The following is a 22,571-nucleotide window of genomic DNA, read 5'->3' as shown; positions in this document are numbered from 1 at the left end:
GTGAGTTAAAGCTGAGTTGACGGCGTTGATTCAAGATCATAAATCTCTTTCAGCTTTTCGCGCAGTTGAGCGTATTGCTCACCCGCAGTACCTGTTAGTTCAATGTTCTGGTCATTAAGCTCAACCACCTGCGGCGTTACTTTTATGTCCAGGTTTTGTCCCATTTCATCAAGTAATGCGCGTTGAGTGCCTAATTCCCGGTTGGTTTTTATCGCTTCACTTAAGCTGTAAACCGCTCCTAAACCTGCTGCAGCACTGGCCACCTGACCAGCGGTAGAGCCCGAGTTTTTGCCCAACAAAATAGCCGCGGTGGCTAAAATACCGGCACCAACCTGCGCGCGGGTTCTCTCTGCTTTCTTACGGCGGATATCAATAGCAACCGGTAAGGTTTCTTCCTGATAAGCGCGGTACGCATCGTGGGTTGTTGCGTAAAAGGTGTCGTAGCTGTCTTGTAGCGAGTCGATAAACTGCTGATCTTTGGCTTTAATTACATTAACCCGCTGGTACATAGGGTCTGATTCAGCCGGAGCTCCGTTCAGGGTAATAGTTGAACGACTCGAGAAGATACTACTGGACTCCCCAAGGTACCCACCAAAGGCTTCAGGGCTGTACATAGAGGCATAACGCATATCTGAAACTGCCTGAATGGTTTTCTTCTCTTCTTCCGATTGCTTCATTAGCAAGTCATAAACATAACCCGCAATGCTTTTAAAAATTGGCCCGTAAGGGTTCTCACCCTTTCTGAGCGCGTCACGATAAAAACCTGCGCCTACCTGATACTCAAACTCTTCTTCACCCCAAATTTGGTTACTGGCGTCCATAACACGAACACCAATTTCAACGGTTTCAGTGTCTGAATAATTAATTTTTCCCAGTACGTATACATCGGCACTGACGTTAGCATCGGGGGTGACATTAACTGCACCAAAGGCTTTAGTATCAGAGAGCGCTTCGCGGGTATTCACCGCAAAACGGTTGGCCTCTAAACGGCGTACCTGTGGCCAAATGTCCTCTTCAACTACGGCTTCATCATCAATATTGCCGGAACTGTCTTTCGGCAAGCCCGGGTCAAACACCGGAATAGCCACATTAAGATAAATATCAGAGTTGTAACTGTAGCTACGCTCCTCTTTACCCAGGGCTTTAGAGTCTGACGGACCATTCATGCTTGGGCCAACGCTGGTAACATTAGTTTGGGTTGACTGGCAGCCGGCTAATGTAAACATTGCAGAAAGCGTCATAACGACTGAAAATCGTTTTAGTTTTTTTAGTTGAGCTAGTGTATTCATTGTTCTTCTTCCGTTAATTATTAACATCCATATTCGGCCATTAAGCCTTTAAAATGCTCTTTCTCAGCTTCTGTTGTTGTAGAAGCCATGCCTTCTTTCACTGCGTCGCACACGGCCGAACTGCCACCACCGCTGTTGCCACGCTGATGATCTTTTGTCTCCACCGAAGTTTCCGATGCCGTAGATGTAGATTGTTGTTGCTGCTCACTCGAGTTTGATTCGCTATCACCCGAGCTACCAGCCGACCCCGAAGCTCCGCCCGCGGCACCAGAACCGCTACCGCTGGCAGCATCAGCAAGGCTGCCGGAAGCCGACGCGGTCGCCTCTTCCATACATTCTGCCGAGTCGTCTAATGAGGCAAACAGCGCAGCCTCTTCAAGCGCAATGCGTTCTTGCAGAGTGAGAGTGCTTGGGTCTACGTCGTCAAACTCTATGTAGGCGCAATCGGAATAGCTTTTCTCCTGCGCTTCAGCCACACCACTGCTCAAACACAACACCGCCAGAAAACACACGGGCACGTATGCAAAGAAGTTAATGAGTGATGAACTGATTTTATCCACGGTAGGGCCTATAAAATGACTTGAGGGGTATTACTTATCCTTAACAAGTTAAGGTTATTATATTCCTTAATGTAAATAAACTGTAAATGTAAAATTTTTGTGGGGAAGCCGTTTGGTTGCTGCTATTTACAACACACCATCATTACCCTGGAAGCGCTGTAACATGAAGTCAATCAACAGCCTTACCCGGTAAGGTATATTGTCTCTGTCGCGGTAGAGCATTTCACACCCGCGAGCCTGGTTGCTCCAGTCCGGTAAAATGTGTTGAATTTTGCCCGACTCGAGCAGAGGTTGCGCGTGGTAGTCGGGAATAAAACCAACACCTATGCCACCGGCTATTACTTCAGTCAGTAAACTCATGTCATCCACTTTTAAGCGTATGTTGTCGGTAGCCGTATAAGCCTGCTTTTCACCCGAGTGAATATGCTGCAGACTCCAGGTCAGCATAGGCGAACACAGCACCGTGGGTAACCCGGCTAAGTCGGCGGGAGCCTTTATATGGGATACGTCCAAATTTGCCGGACCGCAAATAGCAAAACGAATATTGGTTAACTGTCGGCCAATCCAATGAGTTGCGCTGTGATTATGGCACTAAGCCCGTTAACCACATCGCTAATTGGCTCTTTATTACAACGTAAGCTGCTGACCCGCGGAGCCGTATTCAGCCTGGTGGTGTGCTTGTCGGGTGTATTGCTTGTGCTCACCAACGGCGAACTGAAACGCTTACTCAGTTTCGAATTCAACCACGGTGACCAGATCATCTTCTTAGGTATGCTGTGCTGGAGCCTGTATACCTACTTAACGCAAGGCATTAGCCGCTGGATGCCTATGATCCCCTACACCTTTATTGGCATGCTAGCCGGCCTTGGCGTTATTTCTGTAGTAGCGGCGTTTAGCGCAGAAGCCCACCCTGTCCAGGAAAGCCTGGCAATAAGCCAAATTGTCTTAGCCGACTTACTCTTCATTGGTGTTTTTGGCACCGTGGGTGGTTATTTACTGTGGATTTCCGGCGTTAAACAGCTTGGTGCCGCAAACGCCTCTTTGTTTTTCAACTTCGTGCCCATTTTTGCTGCACTCACGGCTGTAACTTTTGGCCAGAACGTGGCCAGTTTACAGCTACTGGGTATGGCTATTGTCATCTCCGGATTGCTGCTGCCGCGAATCACCCACTGGCGACAGCAGCGTTTTGCGCGGATGGGGTGAGATGCGTTTTAGCATGACAGTGCTTCTAATTAAGTAACCACATTTAGTTGACCACTACAATTCACAGATTTTTTTAAATTCGAAGATCGCTAGAAAGATTTTACGTAAAACACCTTGCAGATTGTCAACTAATAGTATAACTTTATACAACAACTTACCCATCTTCCACGCGTGGCGACATACAGACCCCTGGAGTTGGGCGAAAAAACCGACCTTTGCGTCGGTTTTTTCATTTCAGGGATGGAAAGTTTGAGAACAAGAGTTTATATCGATGGCTACAATTTGTATTTTGGCTGTTTAAAGGGGACTCCCTATAAATGGCTTAACCCAGTCTCGTTATCTGAAAAACTTCTCACTCGCTCAGGCGCTCCGAATTCGAAGTTAGACCCGCTTGCAGTTAAATTTTTCACAGCTGAAATTAGTCAACGAGCAGCTGCTGACTCCAATTCTCTTAATGATCAACGTGCTTATCACTTAGCTCTCAAGCTCCACTTGGGTGACCGTCTGGAAACCTTCAAAGGTAGCTACTCAATTGATAAAACAAAATTCCCTAAAGTAGAGTACGGTAACGACGGTAGGGAATTAGAGCCACGCGCTTCTGAACGCATTAAAATCTGGAAAATGGAAGAAAAACAAAGTGATGTTCACCTTGCGCTTGAAGCTGTTTACGACGCGATGATGGAACCAGAGCTAGAACAAGTCGTTTTTGTAACGAACGACACAGACTTTGTACCTGCTCTAAAGAAAATTCGAGAATACAACAAACTAAACCGTCATCGTCAAATACAAATAGGTGTTGTTATTCCTATAAAACGGTACGAAGACTACCGTAAACCCAATAATAGCTTAAGCACCCTATCCGATTGGACTATTCATTTTATAGATGAATGTGAGCTTGCTCAGTCTCAGATGCCTTGCCGCGTTCGAGGCGCAAGAAAATCGGCAATAAGGCCTTTTAGCTGGTTCAAGTACCCCGAAGAAATTGAAAAAATTATATCAATTTTAAGTGATAAAACCCTAGAAGCAAGTCCTGCTAAAGCTTGGAAGTGGCTTGAAAAACCACTTTATCCATCGGAAGGTCTTGAGAATATTAACGGCTTACCCTGCGACCAGCTAGACAATAAAGATTCGCTAAAAATCATTCTACAGCACGTTCAAGCCTATGCGGCCTATAAACGCTCACGACTCTAATTGACAGTGTTAGTTAAATCGACATTAATCTTGTAGTTAAACCATCGACCCACCAACTAATTTTTATTAGTAATAACTAACACTGCAAGCCTTTAAAAGTGGTGGCCCCTCCCAGATTTGAACTGGGGACCAACCGATTATGAGTCGGGTGCTCTAACCACTGAGCTAAGGGGCCATTTTTGATTGGAAGCTGTGAAGCGGCGCAAATTATACGAACTTTTTAGGCTTTTGTCATGGGTATCAGCACGTTAAATCGTGAAGTTTTATCAACTTTTTCATAACTGATGTCGCCACCTTGGCTGTGCAGCGTATCCCGCACTACCTTAAGCCCTATGCCATACTGTGTTGGTGCCAGCTCGTCGGCGTGGAAGAGCAAATGCTTGTTTTTCTCTTCTATACCCGTGCTTTCGTCGCTAACGGCAATTTTTATAAAGTTTTCTTCGGTGGTTGCCTGCAACATGATTTCGGAATTTACCGGAACAAAGCTCATTATATGGCGTATTAAATAGTCCATAGCAAAGCGTATAAGTAACGGGTCAGCCTCTAGCTTAAGTCCTTTCTCCGCTATAGCAGTTAACGTAATATCTTTTTCGTTACCGTGGCCTTCGTGGTAATCGGCCAGATTATGCAGAAAGTCTTCTACGTCCAGTGAAACGGCTTTGCCACTGCCTATTTCTGCGGTGACGTTCTCAAATGAGTTAAACAGTTCGGTTAGCTGTGAAACCTTGCTCTTAATGTCGTCTTCACTCATTTTTGAGAGTTTGCGCTGCATGTCTTCCAGATCAGCTAATGCCAGTGCTGTCATTGAGCGGGCTATGCGCCCTACCAGAGTTTTCTGGTTAGCCATAATCACTTTGTTCATCTGCTGGCTAAGCTCACGTTCTTTGGTCTGAATTTTCTGACGCGCCTGATACAGCAGCAGCAACAATGGCTGTATTTCCGGTATTTCGGTGGTAACGGTAACGGCCTGAGAGCTGTCTTCGGCCTGCGCCACAATGCGGTCACGTTCAGAGTGCCAGTTGCGGTTAAACACCGACTCACACAGCACCAGTACGCCACCAATAATAGCCAGCAAAACAAAGAGTACGCTGACAATAATAGAGAATTCGGGCGGTACCAGCTGCACTTCCTTTTTCAGCCAAATGCCCAGGTTGTAATGGTTTGTTTCTGGACAGGCGGCAACCACAGTCGCTATACGGTCATTCGACTGTACCGAAACCACTTCGCGCTGCTGCTCTAGCGAGCGCTGTACCGCAGAACGAACAATAGGAACATCTTCATTACTAATGCCAATTTCCGAGGCGCTACTGCCGCTGGTAGGGAATGCAAAGCCCATAAAGCCTTGTGCTGTGTGCCAGAAACCGCCTTTAACGCCCTGAGTATCGGCTATAGCATCGCTAAGAGCCTGATGCATTAAGTCTGGGTTGGCTACTTGTTGCTGCGGCGATTCAGAAGCAGGGAAAAGGCTATTTACCGCTAACTGCACATTCTGGCAAGAGCCGCTCATGGCATTTTGATTACGCTGCAGGGTTTCGCCTGCAGAAAACCAGAACGCAACTAACAAACCGCCGACAGCTACTGCAATTATGGCAATAGCTAACCAGCGGTTATGTTTGGTGTGAGATGAGAGAGACTGCACTTACCTCACTCTCTTTGTTTAAGGTAGATTGTAAAAACTGCGGGCATTTTGATAAAAGACTTTATCAACTGCCTCTTCGCTATCCAGAGCATTCACAATATTGGTAATGTCTGAAGGCTCGAACGAACGGTTACTGCGTGTACCCGGTAAATCGGTGCCAAACATCAACGCGTCTGGGTTCGTTTCATTCAGGGTTTTAATGGCCTCTGCAATATTCACTTCAGTACGACCAAAACCACTGGCTTTAATTTTTACGCCACCTTCGGCTAAGCGACGAACCTGAGACAAGCCAGACTTCGCCATACCTAAATGGTCGACACTGAGTTTCGGCAATTTAAGCAGAGTAGGAACCATGTCGTCCAGCTCGCGGCTGTCAACATAGATTTCCAGGTGCCAACCGGCCAAATCCCAAATGCGTTTACCGAAATCGACAATACCTTCAATGTCACGATGTACACCACGTTTTAAGTTAACGCGCACACCGCGAATGCCGTGCTCTTTCAACTGCTGAATTTTTTCATCGCTAACGGTTCCCGGCAACTGGGTAACACCCACAAAGTTGTTGCCCAGGTTTTCCAACGCGGCTTTCAGGTAGCGCTGTTCAAACCCCTGGAACGAACCTGACACAATGACTCCACCTTCAATAGGCATGCCACGTACCAGGTTACGGTAGTCATCAATGTAAAAAGGCTCAGGGATATGACCTTGGTTTTCAATTAGCGGAAACTCGTCATCATAAATGTGCAAATGCGAGTCAATAATACGTTTCGGCCAATTGTCACGGTTGTTACCCATGCTGCCTCCTTTGTCAGAGAATATCTTACTCATCCAAGAACGATTTAAGCTGCTCTGAACGGCTTGGATGGCGAAGCTTTCTTAATGCTTTGGCTTCAATTTGACGAATTCGTTCACGTGTTACGTCAAACTGCTTGCCCACTTCTTCTAGAGTATGGTCGGTATTCATATCAATACCAAAGCGCATACGCAATACTTTTGCTTCACGAGCTGTTAAGCCGCCAAGCACGTCACGAACCGAGTTACGCAGGCTCTCTGACGTTGCTGAGTCAATAGGCAAGTCCAGCGTGTTGTCTTCAATAAAGTCACCCAGATGCGAATCTTCATCGTCACCAATTGGGGTTTCCATTGAAATAGGCTCTTTCGCTATTTTCAGTACTTTGCGAATTTTGTCTTCCGGCATCATCATGCGCTCTGCCAGTTCTTCCGGCAGTGGCTCGCGACCCATTTCCTGCAACATTTGGCGAGAAATACGGTTCAGCTTATTGATGGTTTCAATCATGTGAACCGGGATACGAATAGTACGTGCCTGATCCGCAATTGAACGGGTAATTGCCTGACGGATCCACCAGGTTGCATAAGTTGAGAACTTATAACCACGGCGGTATTCAAATTTGTCCACGGCTTTCATCAAACCAATGTTACCTTCCTGAATTAAGTCCAGGAACTGTAAACCACGGTTGGTGTATTTTTTTGCAATAGAGATAACCAGACGCAGGTTAGCTTCAACCATTTCTTTTTTCGCACGGCGTGCTTTGGCTTCGCCAATAGACATGCGACGGTTAATTTCTTTAACTTTACCAATGGTTAAGCCAGTTTCGCGTTCGACATCAACCAGCTTGTTTACGCAGCGTTCAATTTCGCCGCGCACTTCTTTCAATGCGTCGGAGTAGCTTGCACCAGAGTCAATTTCTTTATCAACCCAGGCCATGTTGTTTTCATGGGTAGCAAAAGCTTTCATGAAGTTGCGTTTAGGCATTTCGCCCTGTTCAACGCTTATCTTCATAATAATACGTTCCTGCACACGAACACGCTGCATCATGGCACGCATGTCTTTAACCAGACGGTCAAATTGCTTAGGAACCAAACGGAACTGTTTGAATAAGTCGCTTAACTTGTCAATTTCAATACGAGCATCGGCACCATCACGGCCATGCTTAGCAATAGCCTGACGTGTAGCTTCGTATTGTTCGCGCAGTGCATTAAACTTGCTGCGTGCAAATTCCGGATCAATACCGGTATCCGCTTCTTCCTCGTCTTCGTCATCATCGTCGTCATCTTTTTCCAGCTCTTCGGTTGGAAGTTCAGAACCAACGTTAGTAGCGGCTACAGGCGCTTCGTCTACTTCGTCTGGGTCGATGAATCCGGAAATAATGTCGGTTAAGCGCAGCTCTTCGGCTTCGTAGGAGTCCCACTGCTCAAGCAAGAAGTTAATGGCTTCAGGGTACTCTGCAACAGAGCACTGCACCTGGTTAATGCCTTCTTCAATACGCTTGGCAATGTCAATTTCGCCTTCACGAGTCAGTAGCTCAACGGTACCCATTTCACGCATGTACATGCGCACCGGGTCAGTTGTGCGACCAATTTCGCCATCGACAGAGGCTAATGCTTGCGCGGCTTCTTCGGCAGCGTCTTCATCTGCAGCACTTTCTGCCATCATCAGATCATCGGCATCGGGTGCGCTTTCAAACACGCGAATACCCATGTCGTTGATCATGCGAATAATGTCTTCAACCTGATCGGAATCAACAATTTCCTGAGGTAAATGGTCATTGACCTCAGCAAATGTCAAAAACCCTTGTTCTTTGCCTTTCGCAATAAGGACCTTAAGTTGCGATTGCCGATTCTGCTGCATACAGACGTTCCACCTGTGACTGTGAATGTAGAGTATCCAAAATGACCAAATAGTATATCAGAATACTGATTTTGAAGCTAGCGTAAGGCGTACTCAGATGTACTACCTTGCCTTACTCAAATACTGAATCAGCGTCTGATATTCCTGACGCTCAACTCGCGTTAATGCGCCTTCCTGCTCTTTCTTTAAAAGTGCGTTCGCGCGCTGCTCAAAATATTGGTCAATTAGATAAATAAATATATCGTTAAATTCTTGCTCAACGTTGTCTTCGTCAAGCTGATGTTGCCATAACGCGAGTTTCTGCAAAGGCTGGTAATACTCGGTATCGCGCCAGCCTTCTAACACCTGCGCTGTGGTCATTTGGCGCTCTGCGCACTGCTTGTGCAAAGCTATTAGTAAATCAATGCCGCTAACCTGCAGTTCTCGTAATTCTTCACGAACCGGAACCGATTGCGCCAGTTGCGGGTATTGCAGTAGCAAAGCAATGGCTTTGCGTAACGGTGTCATTTTTACGCTTTCTTTTGGTCGCGACTGACGTTGCGGCTTTTCAAACTGACGTTCCAGTTGCGACGTTTCGCGGCGAAGCTTTTCCGCTAACCGCTGCATTAAGGTGTCGCGATAATATTCACTCGCCACTTTCTCAATTAAGGGTTTCGCAATATTCAGTAATTGAGAGCGTCCGACGTCGCTACTAACGTCAATGTCGGCCTGTAAATGCTCAAAGAAATATTCAGTGAATGGTGTCGCCTTTTTTAATTCACGTTCAAAGGCTTCGGCACCGTGCTCACGCACAACTGAATCTGGGTCTTCGCCTTCGGGCAAGAACAGAAACGCCATATCCAGGCCATCGCGCAACAGTGGCAAGGCATTTTCTAATGCACGCCAGGCGGCGTCACGGCCTGCGCGGTCACCGTCGTAACAACAAACAATTCTTCCACTAGTACGGAATAAACGCTGTAATTGTTCACTTGTAGTAGCCGTACCCAAAGACGCAACGGCATAGTGAATACCTGCTTCGGACAAAGCCACCACGTCCATATAGCCTTCGACAATACAAACCTGTTCTGGTTTCCTTACGGCCTGTTGCATATGCCAGTAACCGTATAACTCACTGCCTTTATGGAACAGGCGGGTTTCCGGAGAGTTTAAGTACTTGGGTCCGTCGCCATCAATAATACGACCACCAAAGCCCACCACCCGGCCACGCCGGTCATGGATAGGAAACATGACCCGATCACGAAAAAAGTCGTAATGCCGGCCTTTCTCGTTACGGTTAATAAGTTTTAATTCCAGTAACTGCTGGCGTTGCTGGGCTGAACTGCCAAAGGTACTTAGCAGACTGTCCCAGGCGTCGGGCGCATAACCAATTTGAAAACGTTTTACCGTTTCGCCGCTTAAGCCCCGACCTTTTAAGTAGTCTATAACCCGCGTTGAGTTTTCATGGTGCTTTAACTGATGCTGGAAAAAACGAGCTGTTTTACTCATAAGCCCGGAGTCGTCCTGCATTTGTTGCTGTTTCTTTTGTGCTAACTGAGGGTTCTCCGGTTGTTCCCGCGGAACCTCAACGCCCATAATGCCGGCCAGTTCTTCCACCGCATCGGGGAAGTTTAAACCGTCAAATTCCATTAGAAAATCAATGGCGTTACCGTGTACCCCACAGCCAAAGCAATGGTAAAACTGCTTGTCCTGGCTAACAGTAAACGACGGTGTTTTCTCATTATGGAACGGGCAACAGGCCTGATGGTTTCTACCGGCCTTTTTCAGCGGTACGCGGCTATCAACTATTTCAACAATGTCTGCTCGTTCGAGCAAATCATGGATAAAGCTCTTGGGGATCAGGCCTGCCATATTGTTTCAATACCGAAGTTGCGAAAACAAGAAAGTTGCGAAAACAAAAAGTAGCAGAAACACGAAAGCCGCGACGGTATAGTCACGGCTTTCAGCACTTTACGGAAAAGTGAACACTCAAATTGTCGTAGGTACGGTCTTAGTAAAGACGAGTACGACGAGCGTTATCACGAGACAGTTTTTTCGCGTGACGCTTTACCGCAGCAGCTTTCTTGCGCTTACGCTCTGAAGTCGGCTTTTCATAGTGCTCGCGACGACGAACTTCAGAGAGAACACCTGCTTTTTCACAAGAGCGCTTAAAGCGACGCAAAGCTACGTCAAACGGCTCGTTTTCTTTCACTTTAACGACTGGCATTAAAAAATCACCTCGGGTAAATTATCTGTTTCGGTTAAAAATTAACCACTACGGGTTCAATTGGTGCTGAATTGTACCGACTCAGATTCGCCTTGTAAAGTGTTATCCGAAGCATCCCATCCAGGGTCATTATCGCTAAGCAGTTCGCGGACTGGCGTAGAGTGCAGGAAAAGCTTACTGACTAAATCTTGTAAATTATTTGGTTTTTCTTTGTACGACAAGCCAAGTTGCCATAACTGCGGGCCGACCGACCGAATACTTCGGGTTATCAGTTGCTGAAGCAAAATGGTTTCGTCGTCTGTTTTTACTCTGACTTCAGCTTCTAAGCCTCTGCTGTCCTCGATATTAACCGGCGAGGTGCCAAAGTAATTAAATGCGATACCTTTATTGGAAATATCCACAATTTTTCCGGTAAGAGGCTCACCCAGCTTATCTTTTAGCTGCAGCTGCAGCCTTGCGTCACAATTTACGCCAACCCTTGGCGACGACCGCAGAATTTCCACACTGGCATTTCTGGGGTAACTGACAAACAGGAGTTTCTGCGGGTATTGGGCAATGTGAAGAATGTCGACCAAGCCGGTTACCTGCTCGCCTTTTGGAGAGACCGTTTTTATTGCAAGATTCTTTTCCGCAGACAGCATTGGTAAGATATCTTGCCAGCAATACTGCCTGGAAAGTTCCAGAATAAGATAATCGGGATACTGCTGACCCACCAGCGTCATATTTAAGCGTTTATAGCTCTCGTTATCTTTAATCTGGACTTCGACGGATTGCCTGAATCCACTGTTTGCCAAAACATCGCTGTTCTCTCGCATCAGTGTTAACCCCTGCTTTATTATTTTTATGAAACTCATCATAGCTTATATCTAACGTTTTTTAAGCCACAGACTAATTATTTTTATTTGATGTCAATTGACGTCGTTTAATGCATACACTGTAAGCTCTTCCTCAAAACCTGTTGTTTGATGTTTGTCATCGTTAGACTGGATTTGAGCTTAAGCAGTAAGGATACGAGTTTGGCTGAAGTGCATCCGGACAACAATTTTCCCTATCCAATACCAGCGCGTTACCAGTCAATAAAATTACTGGGACAAGGTGGTAGTGGCCTGGTCTATAAAGCCTACGACCAGCGTTTAAAACGCACGGTTGCAATTAAGTTTGCCCGTTCGCCCTCTATTGTCAGCCGCCACAGGCTGGTAAATGAAGCGCGTTTGTTATCCAGCGTTGACCACCCGGCCCTTTGCCGCGTGTTTGACGTTGGCGAGCCGGAAGTTTCTTCCTCTTCATTGTTTATGGTGCTTGAGTACATTGAAGGCAAACCTTTAAGCAAACAGCGCAGCTGCCTGTCGGTTCATGACGCCGCCAAAGTGGTTAAGTCTCTTACTGACGGGGTTTGTCGTATGCATGAGGCCGGTTACGCACACAACGACATTACTGCCCAGAACATTATGATCCGCTCAGCAAACAATGCTGAAGACGAGTCTGATAATTCCGCGGTTCTGGTTGATTTGAGCATTGCAGCACCCAGTTCACCTGCGACAATTAAGCGCGATATATATCAACTGGGCGCGTTGCTTTTGTCGTTACTGACCAACATGAAACCGGAGCAGTTTTTTCAGCACCCAATAACGCACCGCAACCGGCTTCCTGCTGAACTTAGTCGCATAGTAAGAAAAGCACTTTCAGCCGAACCAAACGAAGGGTTTCAGCACTGTCGCGAGTTTCAGCAGGAGCTGGATGACTGGCTCCGCCATCATCAGTTAAGAAAACGCTTCTTCTGGCTGGGAGCTGGTGGTGCTGCCATTTTGGTTGTTATTTTTGTCTTGTTCATTTTTTTGCGGGAACAGACGAACCGGCATTTGCTGGACGGCTACTCAGTTGAACAGAACCAATACGCGCATGCGCTTGTCTTTGCTCACTATTCTCAACACCTTGCCAACGGCGGTCAGTTTCAACAGGCAGCTGAACAGGCTGAGTTAGCACTTACCCACTTTGACGACGCTGTAACGAGCAGCCCGGAGCTATTGAAGTACCACTCTGAACGCGCTCACTTTGTGCTAAGTTCAGATGATATTTTTACCCGCTCACAGCGCACGACTATGCTGCTTAATGCCATTAATGAACTGGGTAACCCGGATATCTATGAAGAAAAAGCGGCAGCCCATTATTTGAGGGCAGAAATGTACTTAGGTCTTGCTGAACTTAATGACGAACAGCCACATTTAGTTGAACGCTGGAAAGCTTCTGTGCTGAGCTCAGCAGAGGCAGCGATCAAGCACCAGCCTGGTGTCGATCGCTACCAGCAACTACATGATGAAATCGATAATCCTCAGTCCAGCGCCGGGACGGATTGATCTCTTAGGCGATAAAACTCTTTGACATAGTCGTCAAAAGTACCGGCATCCAGTGCGTCACGCATGTCACTCATTACTTTTTGATAAAAGCGCAGGTTGTGAATGGTGTTCAGGCGTGAACCCAGCATTTCATTAGTGCGATCCAAATGATGCAAATACGCCCGCGAATAATTTTTGCAGGTGTAACAGTCGCAGTTTTCATCCAGCGGTGAGGTATCTGTACGATGTACTGCATTACGGATTTTTACCACACCGGTGCTAATAAATAAGTGACCATTACGCGCATTACGGGTTGGCATCACGCAGTCGAACATATCAATACCGCGGCGCACGGCTTCAACTAAGTCTTCCGGCTTGCCCACACCCATTAAATAGCGAGGTTTTTGCTCGGGCATTTGCGGCGCAGTGTGCTCTAAAATGCGCATCATATCTTCTTTCGGTTCGCCAACCGACAAGCCACCAATAGCGTAACCGTCGAACCCGATATCGGTCAGACCTTTCAGAGAAATGTCGCGCAGCTCTTCGTACATGCCACCCTGAATAATACCGAACAACGCAGCCTTGCTCTCACCGTGCTCTTGTTTAGAGCGTTCAGCCCAGCGCAGCGAAAGCTCCATTGAACTGCGGGCCTCTGCCTGCGTAGCAGGAAACGGCGTGCATTCGTCAAATATCATGACAATGTCTGAACCCAGCTCGCGCTGAACTTGCATAGACTTTTCCGGGGTCAGCAGTATTTTCTCGCCGTTAATGGGCGAGCGGAAAGTCACACCCTCTTCGGTAATTTTGCGAAGCTCACCCAGACTGAATACCTGAAAGCCACCAGAGTCCGTCAGAATAGGCTTGTCCCAGTTCATAAAGTCATGCAAGTCGCCGTGCTGCTGGATAATTTGCGTACCCGGACGCAGCATTAGGTGAAAGGTATTACCCAGGCAGATTTGTGCGCCGGTGTCTTTTACCTCTTCTGGCGTCATACCTTTTACGGTACCCAGAGTACCTACCGGCATAAACGCTGGCGTTTCTACGGTTCCACGTTCAAATACCATGCGCCCACGACGTGCGCGACCACTGGTTTTATCTAATTCAAATTTCATTGTCATAAGTATTCACTTCAGTGTATTAAGTTTAGCGCTGTAACAGCATGGCGTCGCCGTAGCTAAAGAAGCGATAGCGCTCTTTAATGGCTTCATTATAAGCTTTCATAATTAAATCACGACCGGCAAATGCCGAAACCAACATAATGAGCGTGGACTCGGGCAGGTGAAAGTTAGTGATCATGCTATCAACGACTTTAAATTCGTAACCCGGATAAATAAAAATATCGGTGTCATCAAAAAACGGTTCAATAGTCTCGTTAGTTGATGCCTGAGCCGCCGACTCCAGCGACCGAACAGAGGTTGTGCCAACGGCAATTACCCGACCACCCGAGGCCTTGGTTTGCTGAATAGCATTGCAGGTTTCAGCACTGACTTTCGCATACTCACTATGCATAACATGGTCGTTAATGTCTTCCACTCGCACGGGCTGGAAAGTACCAGCGCCGACATGCAGAGTAACATAAGCAAAATTAACGCCTTTGTCCCGCAACTGCTGCAGTATTTCATCGTCAAAGTGCAAGCCAGCGGTAGGTGCAGCAACCGCACCTGGCTCGCGGTTATAAACGGTTTGGTAACGCTCTTTATCCGAGCTTTCATCCGGGCGGTCAATGTACGGCGGCAATGGCATATGCCCGTACTGTTCCAGCAACTCCAGTACGGTTTCATCGTGTTCGAACTTCAGTTCAAAAAGTGCATCGTGACGCGCCAGCATGGTAATTTTTACATGGCCTTCCAGCAGCAATTCAGCGCCAGCTTTGGGCGCGCGGTTAGCCCGGACATGAGCCAATACTCGATGATCATCCAAAAGTCGCTCGACCAGCACTTCGACTTTACCACCGGACACTTTTTCGCCCAGCAAACGAGCAGGAATAACCCGGGTGTCATTAAACACCAACAAGTCACCGACGTTTATCTCATCCACAATATTTTTAAAGTGTTTATGCTCAATGCTATTTTCACTGGCGTTTACCGAGAGCAGCCTACTGGCACTGCGTTGCTCCTGCGGATAGCGGGCAATAAGCTCATCGGGTAGCTCAAATGAAAAGTCACTGACTTTTAGAGAAGAATGATTGGTATCTGACATATCCGTGCTGCAATTGCGAGACTCAAGTGAAGCGCGGATTTTACTGGAAAGTAGGCAGCCTGTCACTGTTGCAGGCTGCCTGTTTATCGCAAGTTTATGCTACGCCGAAAATTGCTTTTAAAATGTAGAAGAAAGCAATCGACATAATAGCACCTGCAGGCAGTGTAACTACCCAGGATATAACGATGTTACGCACAACACCGAGGTTAAGAGCGGCAATGCCTCGCGCCATACCGACACCTAACACCGCACCTACCAGAGTCTGGGTAGTAGAAATTGGTAACCCGGTACCCGATGCAAGAACGACGGTGGAAGCGGCGGCAAGTTCAGCAGCAAAGCCGCGGCTTGGCGTTAAATGAGTAATACCGTTACCTATGGTTGCGATGACACGCTTACCCAACATAGCCAAACCAGCAACAATGCCCACTGCGCCCAGAGGCAATACCCACCAGGCGAGTTTTGCGGTACTGCCGATATCACCACCGCTGGTTACCACACTCACCACTGCAGCAAGAGGACCAATAGCGTTAGCCACGTCATTTGAGCCATGCGCGAAAGCCATCGCACAGGCAGTGACCACCATCAGTACTGCAAAGACTTTCTCTACGTTGGTGTAGTGCATGTCTTTGTCGTCTGAGGGGTTAAATTTAAGACGTCCAATGGCAAACTTTCCGATAGCAAACACCAGTACCGCAATACCTAATGCCCACAGGAAACCTTCAATGCTGCCAAGATTCAGCCCTACGTGCTTAAGACCTTTTTTGATGGTGACCAGCGACAACACAAAGCCCGCTAACCCCATATAGTAAGGAACATAACGCTTGGCCATTGCTAACGGATTAGAGCGGTCAAAAATGAGCTTCTGTGCACTCATAAATATGAGGTAAGCAATGAACCCGGATATGGCCGGAGTGACGACCCAGCTTCCAACCACCCCCCCGACTTTTGCCCACTGTACCGACTCCATGCTAACGCCGACAGCAGAGAAACCAACAATGGCACCAATAATGGAGTGAGTGGTTGATACCGGCCAGCCAAGATAAGAGGCAATTAAGAGCCAGAACCCGGCAGCTAATAACGCTGAAATCATACCGAACACAAGCAGTTCTGGCTGATTGACAAAGTAAGCCGAGTCAATAATCCCCTTCCGAATGGTTGAGGTAACCTCACCACCCGCCAGGTAAGCCCCCGCAAACTCAAAAACCATTGCGATAACAATCGCCTGCTTTATGGTCAGCGCCTTGGATCCAACGGAGGTACCCATAGCATTGGCAACATCATTTGCGCCAATACCCCAGGCCATAAAGAAACCAAAAACCGCAGCCATCCCGATAAGCAGGAGGCTATAGCTAGAAATAATATCCATAAATCAGACTCCGCTTAGACGCGTGCTAGCATTAGTTCAAAACGCGCACCGACTCGCTCGGCCAGGTCGGCTAAGTCGCCAACCCAGTCGAGAATACGGTATAAGAACATCGCATCCACAGGGTTCATATCGAGTTCGATTTTGCGTAGATCCTGACGTAGTTTAATTTGAAGCTGATCGGTATCCGCTTCAATGGCATCAAGCTCTATAATGAAGTTGTCGACAAGGTCTCGTTCGCGTCCTTTAAAACCGGTTTCCAGCAAGTCATCAAACTCGCCGATGGTTTCGCGGGCTTTATCTGTCGCGTCCAGACAGCGGCTTAAGTAAGCGTCAAAATCTTTGACCAGAGGCTCAGGAATAACCAATTCACGCCCCGTAACCAGACCGGAGATGTCTTTGGCTTTATTGGCAATTTTGTCCTGCTGAGAAACAAGCTCGAGCAAGTCGGCACGCTCTACAGGCATAAATAAGCCACTTGGGAGGTTCAGACGGATTTTACGTTTCATATCATCCGCGGTTGATTCGTGTTTTACGATGGTTGCACGAGCCACTTCTGCGCTCTTCCAATCCTTCGAATAAACCGCCTTAAAGAAATCTTTAAGCGCATAGGCGCAGCGGTGCACTTCGTCCATGTGCTCAATCATCGGTTTGATAGGGGACTTTGCAAATACCCCAAGAAATGAGTTCACTGACATAACATTATCCGATTTTTTTCAGCCGATGTTAGCTGCCGCGAATGTTAGCGAAATCTAAAGGTAAAGGGAACCGTAAGATTTCATTAATTCATCATGCGCTGAACGCCCGTTCTATTTCAGTTCTCTGAGTATCGACTTCAGCCTCCACTTGCCTTAACAACTGGTGCGCGTTGTTCATTTCGTTAACTAATTGCTGTAACTGTACTGAGAATCCGTTAACTTTGTCTGTCTGCTGTTCCGCCAACCGGAATGAGGTTTTAGCTTCTTCGGTTGAAGCCTGTGCCTGCGCAGACACCTCATTTGCAGTTTCCACCAAACGTTCAACGAATTGCTGCTGCGAATGACTTGCCCCGGCAATGTCCTGATAGCCTTTTTCAATGGAAAGCGAGGCGTCCGTCAGTTGGTTCAGAGAGTCGTTAATGCCACCAAGAGAGGACTGTGTTTTCTGCGCCAGCTGCCGGACTTCGTCAGCCACCACTGCAAAACCGCGCCCTTGCTCGCCCGCTCTGGCCGCTTCAATAGCCGCATTCAGTGCTAATAAATTAGTTTGGTCGGCAATACCCGAAATAATAGACAGCGCGTCTTTTACCTCTTTTACCGAATGGTCCAGCTCTTCTGCCGAGCGCTTGGCCGTTTCTATGGCTTTTTCATTTTGCTCTGAGGCGTCTCTCAATTTCAGAATATGCTGGCGGCTCTGCTTCATTGAGTCCTGGGTATCGAGCGCATTCTTTTCCAGGGTATTGGTGCACTGGTTTAATTCTTCGGTCAACTCGCTCAGTTCAGTAATACCGTGAATAGTGACCGAAGCGGATGACTGCGTATCGGCAGAGGATTGCACAATCTGCTGCAACTCTTGTATTACCCGCTTCAACGCTTCATTGACCACCGTCATTTGCTGAGACTTTTCCTCGTCGCTACGCTGAGTCTGTTCGAGAATGCCGTTAAAGAATCGGGCTATCTCTGCCATCTCGGTATCGCGATCGGCGTTGGGTAAATAATTGAGCTCCTGCTTAACCAGTAAAGTTTCCATGGCGTCGCGTAAGCTTCGCAGAGGAGTCAGAACCATGCGTTTAAGTAACACAAAGTTCAGTATTGCAAACACCAATAGCACAGCCACCAAGGCTACAAGACTCAGCTTCATCTGCATCAGGCTGGCTTGCTGGTCTTTCAAGAGACTCTGCTCTACCTTTACCGCCAGCGACTGAATGTTGGCAATGTCATCAGAAATTGAAGCAAAGGCTTCACGGCGCGACTCTATAAGCTGTAACGTTGAGGACAACTCTTTGGGGTAACGCTGAATTAAGCTGTTCATTTCTGAAATGATTTTCGGACCCAGCTCTTTGGCTTCTCTCGGTACAAGCATCATTGACTGATCGGGAAGCTGTTCTTTTATCCCCAGCTCGGGTAGCTGTTGCAACCGACCAATTTCTTTTTGCATCGCATTGAGAACCTGGTTCAGAGCCTGCTCATCAGCTTCACCGCTCGATAGCCGTTCCCGCGTATGTACCAGGTCGGCAATTAATAATACTAAGTCGCTACCGATACTTTGGTAACTTTCGGCAGCTGCAGGGTTATTGCTGCTGCCTTTTTGCACGTAGTCAAACAAACGAGATAATTCGTTAAATAAAGACCGCTCGGCATTAACCAGCAAAGCAGCCTCCTGGCCGGAGAGTTTACCTATGGCGCGATAGTCATCAGAAATTCTGCTACGGATATTATCCAGCTGTTCCTGCATAACCGAAGTGGAGGTTAAGTTCAGCGTATCGAGCTGAGCGTTCACTTCATTGACCGAGGCCTCGGCTTGATTCAATAAAAGCGCATTCCCCGATTGCAGATAACCACTGAGCTCGGTTACCACTTCAACCATGAGTTTCTCTTTTATCGATGAATAAATATTCTGCTGTTGTTCAAAGTGCTGTAATTGACTATTAGCCCAAATAAGCACTGACAAAAACACTAACGATAAGCCCAGCAAAGAAAACGACGAAACACGACTAAAGGTTGAAACGCGCATAAATAAGCCCAGTTGGTATCACCCGGACAGCTTAAGACGTTTTTATGACAGCTTAATGAAAAAAGCCGCGACAATTGCCGCGGCTCTGAGGTTTCTCGAGGTATAGAACGCTGTTTTCTTAGAAAGAATAAACCAGTGTAACGGCCGTTTCTGTATCGAGCTTCTCAATACTCTCATCAGCAACATGAGAGTTGTGATTCGCACCCAGAGACACTTTCATAGCCAACGCGCTGTTAATGTTCGCTGACACTGACAGTTCGGCTTTGCTCTTCGTGTTGTCTTCACCAACTTCAGACGACAGTAAAGCACTGAAACGCGAGTTTTCACTGATTTTCCAGTTTAAGCTACCGGCTAAACGCAGAATCATTGAGCCATCGGATTCAACCGGTGGTTCACCTTCAACCTGCACAGGTTTGGTGCGTGAATAACCCGGACCAATTTCGTAATCAGCGTAAATGTCTTCGTCGTAACGATAACGAGCACCATAACCCGTTGCGACAGTAGCTTGATAAGCAAAGCCACTGAATTCATCTTCTTCGTATGAACCGAAGACAAACAATGAATCGCGACTGTCAGGATCAAACTTATAGTTGCTCTGCGCCGAAATAAATATCCGGTCTGCAGTTTCGTTCATTTCACCTGTATCCTGATCTTTCTGCTCAGAGGTGTAATAATCGAATACGCCTTTATGGCGCCAGTTCTGCACGTCCCGCGATGCGGTAAACTTGCCTTTAAGACTTTCTGTTTCAGTGTTACCTGAGGTGTAAAGCAGGCCGAATTCGGCACTGGCTTCCCACTCTTCTACGGTTTCAGTATCAATGTCGTCAGCATCGTCAAACATAAACGTTTGCGCACTTGCTGCAACCGGTAAAAACAAACTAGCGAATAATAAAGAAAGTCGCACACTAACCTCGTATCTGTATCTTTTATAAAGTTCTTAATTACTTAACTATGGCGTCTAATTCGCCGTTTTCGTAACGTTGGAACATTGTTTCTAAATTAATTGGCTTTATTTTACTCGCCATACCCGCGCAGCCAAAGGCTTCGTAGCGCGCGCGACAAATATCTTCCATCGCTTTGGTTGCCGCGGTAAAGAATTTGCGCGGATCAAAGTTTGACGGGTTCTCCGCCAAATGACGACGAATAGCACCGGTTGAAGCCAGGCGTAAATCGGTATCAATGTTCACTTTGCGCACGCCGTGTTTAATACCTTCCTGAATTTGCTCAACTGGCACACCATAAGTTTCCGGAATTTCGCCGCCAAATTCGTTAATAATTTTTAGCCATTCCTGCGGTACAGATGATGAGCCATGCATAACTAAGTGTGTACCCGGAATGCGACGATGAATCTCTTTAATGCGGTCAATGGCTAAAATATCGCCTGTTGGCGGACGAGTAAACTTGTAAGCACCGTGTGACGTACCGCAGGCAATTGCCAGCGCGTCAACGTTGGTGGCTTTAACAAATTCCGCCGCTTCTTCAGGGTCGGTCAGCAGTTGTTCGTGCGACAACTTACCTTCAGCACCAACACCGTCTTCTTCACCAGCTTCACCGGTTTCCAGTGAGCCCAGACACCCCAATTCGCCTTCAACAGAAACACCACAAGCGTGCGCCATTTCTACGGTCTGTCTGGTTACTTTTACGTTGTAATCGTACTCTGCCGGCGTTTTGCCGTCGTCCAGTAGTGAGCCGTCCATCATTACCGAACTAAAGCCCAGCTGAATGGAGCGCTGGCATACCGCCGGAGAAGTACCGTGATCCTGGTGAACAACCACCGGAATGTGTGGCCATTCTTCAACCGCAGCCTGAATTAAGTGGCGCAGGAAAGGTGCACCGGCGTACTTACGAGCACCAGCTGAGGCCTGCACAATAACCGGGCTGTCAGTGGCATCGGCGGCTTGCATAATTGCGCGCATTTGCTCTAAGTTGTTGACGTTAAACGCCGGTACGCCGTAATCGTGTTCTGCGGCATGGTCTAGTAACTGTCGTAATGACACCAGGGCCATAAAAATACTCCTTAATTAAAAAACTTGTGTTCAGGCGTCTTTAGCCCGTTCTTGTAAAATAGCAACGGCTGGTAATGTTTTACCTTCGAGGAATTCCAGGAACGCCCCGCCACCTGTCGAGATATAACTAATCTTATCAGCGATAGCGTATTGATCAATTGCTGCTAAAGTGTCGCCACCTCCGGCAATTGAAAACGCATCGCTTTGTGCAATAGCTTCGGCTATGGTTTTTGTACCATGCCCAAACTGCTCAAATTCAAAAACACCAACCGGCCCGTTCCAGACTATGGTGCCTGCATTTTTCAGCATAGACGCTAAATGCTCTGCGGTGTCAGGGCCAATATCAAAAATCATATCGTCATCAGCAACAGCATTAACGGCTTTGGTTTCTGCCTTGGCTTCTGCGCTGAATTCTTTACCTGTTACCACGTCGACAGGTAATGGAATGTCGCCGCCTTTGCCTTTTGCCTGCGCCATTAAACGGTTCGCTTCGTCGGTTAAGTCCACTTCGTAAAGCGACTTACCCACATTATGGCCTGCTGCCGCAACAAAGGTATTCGCAATACCGCCGCCCACAATTAACTGATCAACAACACCGGACAAGGACTCTAATACCGTGAGTTTCGTTGAAACTTTAGAGCCACCGACAATGGCCACTAGCGGGCGCTTCGGATTTTCCAGCGCCTTGCCTAAAGCTTCTAATTCTCCGGCCAGCAAAGGCCCTGCGCAGGCAACTGGTGCGTATTTAGCAACACCATGAGTAGATGCCTGAGCGCGATGCGCGGTGCCAAAAGCATCCATCACATAGACATCACATAAGCTGGCTAATTTTTTAGCCAGCTCTTCATTATTCTTCTTTTCGCCAACATTAAAGCGGACATTCTCAAAAACTACCAGTTCTCCGGCCTTTAGTTCAATACCATCCAGGTACTCTTTACACAGGCGGACAGGGCAGTCCATTGCCTCTTTTAGGTAATCGACAACAGGCTGCATAGAGAACTGCTCGTCGTACTCGCCTTCAGTTGGGCGCCCCAGATGAGACATTACCATGACTTTAGCGCCAGCTTTCAACGCTTGCTGAATGCTGGGCAGTGCGGCTTTTAAACGCGCATCGGATGTCACTTTTCCGTTTTTAACCGGAACGTTTAAATCTTCCCGAATCAGCACGCGTTTGTTACTTAAATCCAAATCAGTCATAGCAATGACAGACATGCGATATCCTC

20 protein-coding genes and 1 tRNA gene are annotated in these 22,571 nt (G+C 47.3%); 3 read left to right on the top strand and 18 right to left on the bottom strand.

What is annotated here, in order from left to right:
• Nucleotides 1-5: 5 nt before the first annotated feature.
• The 3 genes from ACN0RF_RS06115 to ACN0RF_RS06105 form a co-directional block, all read right to left on the bottom strand.
• A complete protein-coding gene (locus tag ACN0RF_RS06115; protein WP_417438379.1) occupies nt 6-1,289 on the bottom strand; it encodes a hypothetical protein in 1,284 nt (427 codons plus the stop codon).
• Nucleotides 1,290-1,309: 20 nt separating this feature from the next.
• Nucleotides 1,310-1,849, bottom strand: coding sequence for a hypothetical protein (locus ACN0RF_RS06110; RefSeq protein WP_417438378.1), 540 nt, complete (start codon nt 1,847-1,849; stop codon nt 1,310-1,312).
• 126 nt (nt 1,850-1,975) lie between these two features.
• A complete protein-coding gene (locus tag ACN0RF_RS06105) occupies nt 1,976-2,413 on the bottom strand; it encodes a LysR substrate-binding domain-containing protein (protein WP_417438563.1) in 438 nt (145 codons plus the stop codon).
• Between the two features lie 21 nt (nt 2,414-2,434).
• Here ACN0RF_RS06105 and ACN0RF_RS06100 point away from each other — a divergent pair, with 21 nt between their 5' ends.
• Together ACN0RF_RS06100 and ACN0RF_RS06095 are read left to right on the top strand one after the other, a co-directional pair.
• Nucleotides 2,435-3,052: a DMT family transporter gene (locus ACN0RF_RS06100; protein ID WP_417438377.1), complete on the top strand. Its 618-nt coding sequence runs from the start codon at nt 2,435-2,437 to the stop codon at nt 3,050-3,052.
• Between the two features lie 249 nt (nt 3,053-3,301).
• Nucleotides 3,302-4,243, top strand: coding sequence for an NYN domain-containing protein (locus tag ACN0RF_RS06095; protein WP_417438376.1), 942 nt, complete (start codon nt 3,302-3,304; stop codon nt 4,241-4,243).
• A gap of 99 nt (nt 4,244-4,342) precedes the next feature.
• Here ACN0RF_RS06095 and ACN0RF_RS06090 read toward each other — a convergent pair.
• The 7 genes from ACN0RF_RS06090 to ACN0RF_RS06060 all read right to left on the bottom strand — a co-directional run bounded on the left by ACN0RF_RS06090 (nt 4,343) and on the right by ACN0RF_RS06060 (nt 11,550).
• Nucleotides 4,343-4,418, bottom strand: a tRNA-Ile gene (locus ACN0RF_RS06090).
• Between the two features lie 45 nt (nt 4,419-4,463).
• Nucleotides 4,464-5,882, bottom strand: a complete 1,419-nt coding sequence (locus tag ACN0RF_RS06085) for a sensor histidine kinase (RefSeq protein ID WP_417438375.1) — start codon at nt 5,880-5,882, stop codon at nt 4,464-4,466.
• 18 nt (nt 5,883-5,900) lie between these two features.
• Nucleotides 5,901-6,677, bottom strand: a complete 777-nt coding sequence (locus ACN0RF_RS06080; RefSeq protein ID WP_342487858.1) for an amidohydrolase family protein — start codon at nt 6,675-6,677, stop codon at nt 5,901-5,903.
• A 25-nt stretch (nt 6,678-6,702) separates the two neighbouring features.
• Nucleotides 6,703-8,532 (bottom strand): RNA polymerase sigma factor RpoD, encoded by a 1,830-nt coding sequence (gene rpoD, locus ACN0RF_RS06075; RefSeq protein ID WP_417438374.1) that lies wholly within the window; start codon nt 8,530-8,532, stop codon nt 6,703-6,705.
• Between the two features lie 102 nt (nt 8,533-8,634).
• Complete coding sequence (gene dnaG, locus ACN0RF_RS06070) at nt 8,635-10,380, bottom strand: DNA primase (protein ID WP_417438373.1); 1,746 nt, start codon at nt 10,378-10,380, stop codon at nt 8,635-8,637.
• Nucleotides 10,381-10,519: 139 nt separating this feature from the next.
• Entirely contained in the window at nt 10,520-10,735 is a 216-nt protein-coding gene (rpsU, locus tag ACN0RF_RS06065; RefSeq protein ID WP_011235429.1) for a 30S ribosomal protein S21, read from the bottom strand.
• Nucleotides 10,736-10,791: 56 nt separating this feature from the next.
• The gene (locus ACN0RF_RS06060) at nt 10,792-11,550 is read right to left on the bottom strand and encodes a glycosyltransferase (protein ID WP_417438372.1); all 759 of its coding nucleotides are present in this window, start codon (nt 11,548-11,550) and stop codon (nt 10,792-10,794) included.
• A 210-nt stretch (nt 11,551-11,760) separates the two neighbouring features.
• On the opposite strand from ACN0RF_RS06060, the gene ACN0RF_RS06055 reads away from it, so the two are divergent.
• Nucleotides 11,761-13,089 (top strand): serine/threonine protein kinase, encoded by a 1,329-nt coding sequence (locus ACN0RF_RS06055; RefSeq protein WP_417438562.1) that lies wholly within the window; start codon nt 11,761-11,763, stop codon nt 13,087-13,089.
• Here ACN0RF_RS06055 and tgt read toward each other — a convergent pair.
• The 8 genes from tgt to ACN0RF_RS06015 form a co-directional block, all read right to left on the bottom strand.
• Nucleotides 13,065-14,180 (bottom strand): tRNA guanosine(34) transglycosylase Tgt, encoded by a 1,116-nt coding sequence (tgt, locus tag ACN0RF_RS06050; RefSeq protein WP_016341397.1) that lies wholly within the window; start codon nt 14,178-14,180, stop codon nt 13,065-13,067. The two genes, ACN0RF_RS06055 and tgt, sit on opposite strands and share 25 nt — an antisense overlap.
• Before the next feature lie 31 nt (nt 14,181-14,211).
• The gene (queA, locus tag ACN0RF_RS06045; RefSeq protein WP_417438371.1) at nt 14,212-15,267 is read right to left on the bottom strand and encodes a tRNA preQ1(34) S-adenosylmethionine ribosyltransferase-isomerase QueA; all 1,056 of its coding nucleotides are present in this window, start codon (nt 15,265-15,267) and stop codon (nt 14,212-14,214) included.
• Between the two features lie 94 nt (nt 15,268-15,361).
• On the bottom strand, nt 15,362-16,633 hold the full coding sequence (locus tag ACN0RF_RS06040) for an inorganic phosphate transporter (RefSeq protein WP_417438370.1): 1,272 nt from the start codon (nt 16,631-16,633) through the stop codon (nt 15,362-15,364).
• Nucleotides 16,634-16,647: 14 nt separating this feature from the next.
• On the bottom strand, nt 16,648-17,328 hold the full coding sequence (locus tag ACN0RF_RS06035) for a TIGR00153 family protein (protein ID WP_114981663.1): 681 nt from the start codon (nt 17,326-17,328) through the stop codon (nt 16,648-16,650).
• A 91-nt stretch (nt 17,329-17,419) separates the two neighbouring features.
• Complete coding sequence (locus ACN0RF_RS06030; protein ID WP_114981662.1) at nt 17,420-19,342, bottom strand: methyl-accepting chemotaxis protein; 1,923 nt, start codon at nt 19,340-19,342, stop codon at nt 17,420-17,422.
• A gap of 118 nt (nt 19,343-19,460) precedes the next feature.
• Entirely contained in the window at nt 19,461-20,246 is a 786-nt protein-coding gene (locus tag ACN0RF_RS06025; RefSeq protein WP_016341399.1) for a DUF481 domain-containing protein, read from the bottom strand.
• A gap of 37 nt (nt 20,247-20,283) precedes the next feature.
• Nucleotides 20,284-21,348: a class II fructose-bisphosphate aldolase gene (gene fba, locus ACN0RF_RS06020; protein ID WP_034822116.1), complete on the bottom strand. Its 1,065-nt coding sequence runs from the start codon at nt 21,346-21,348 to the stop codon at nt 20,284-20,286.
• 30 nt (nt 21,349-21,378) lie between these two features.
• Nucleotides 21,379-22,560 (bottom strand): phosphoglycerate kinase, encoded by a 1,182-nt coding sequence (locus ACN0RF_RS06015; protein ID WP_417438369.1) that lies wholly within the window; start codon nt 22,558-22,560, stop codon nt 21,379-21,381.
• Nucleotides 22,561-22,571 lie beyond the last annotated feature (11 nt).

It is taken from the genome of Idiomarina sp., from assembly GCF_048260185.1.
In the GTDB taxonomy this organism is placed as follows: Bacteria; Pseudomonadota; Gammaproteobacteria; order Enterobacterales; family Alteromonadaceae; genus Idiomarina.
This window is presented reverse-complemented; position numbering and strand designations above follow the sequence as displayed.

Excerpts from the sequence above, each read along its gene's own strand:
- ACN0RF_RS06030 (WP_114981662.1), bottom strand. The coding sequence starts at position 19,342 with ATGCGCGTTTCAACCTTTAGTCGTGTTTCGTCGTTTTCTTTGCTGGGC.
- ACN0RF_RS06060 (WP_417438372.1), bottom strand. The coding sequence starts at position 11,550 with ATGCGAGAGAACAGCGATGTTTTGGCAAACAGTGGATTCAGGCAATCC.
- fba (WP_034822116.1), bottom strand. The coding sequence starts at position 21,348 with ATGGCCCTGGTGTCATTACGACAGTTACTAGACCATGCCGCAGAACAC.
- ACN0RF_RS06115 (WP_417438379.1), bottom strand. The coding sequence starts at position 1,289 with ATGAATACACTAGCTCAACTAAAAAAACTAAAACGATTTTCAGTCGTT.
- queA (WP_417438371.1), bottom strand. The coding sequence starts at position 15,267 with ATGTCAGATACCAATCATTCTTCTCTAAAAGTCAGTGACTTTTCATTT.
- tgt (WP_016341397.1), bottom strand. The coding sequence starts at position 14,180 with ATGAAATTTGAATTAGATAAAACCAGTGGTCGCGCACGTCGTGGGCGC.
- ACN0RF_RS06040 (WP_417438370.1), bottom strand. The coding sequence starts at position 16,633 with ATGGATATTATTTCTAGCTATAGCCTCCTGCTTATCGGGATGGCTGCG.
- ACN0RF_RS06015 (WP_417438369.1), bottom strand. The coding sequence starts at position 22,560 with ATGTCTGTCATTGCTATGACTGATTTGGATTTAAGTAACAAACGCGTG.
- rpsU (WP_011235429.1), bottom strand. The coding sequence starts at position 10,735 with ATGCCAGTCGTTAAAGTGAAAGAAAACGAGCCGTTTGACGTAGCTTTG.
- ACN0RF_RS06080 (WP_342487858.1), bottom strand. The coding sequence starts at position 6,677 with ATGGGTAACAACCGTGACAATTGGCCGAAACGTATTATTGACTCGCAT.
- rpoD (WP_417438374.1), bottom strand. The coding sequence starts at position 8,532 with ATGCAGCAGAATCGGCAATCGCAACTTAAGGTCCTTATTGCGAAAGGC.
- ACN0RF_RS06100 (WP_417438377.1), top strand. The coding sequence starts at position 2,435 with ATGGCACTAAGCCCGTTAACCACATCGCTAATTGGCTCTTTATTACAA.
- dnaG (WP_417438373.1), bottom strand. The coding sequence starts at position 10,380 with ATGGCAGGCCTGATCCCCAAGAGCTTTATCCATGATTTGCTCGAACGA.
- ACN0RF_RS06035 (WP_114981663.1), bottom strand. The coding sequence starts at position 17,328 with ATGTCAGTGAACTCATTTCTTGGGGTATTTGCAAAGTCCCCTATCAAA.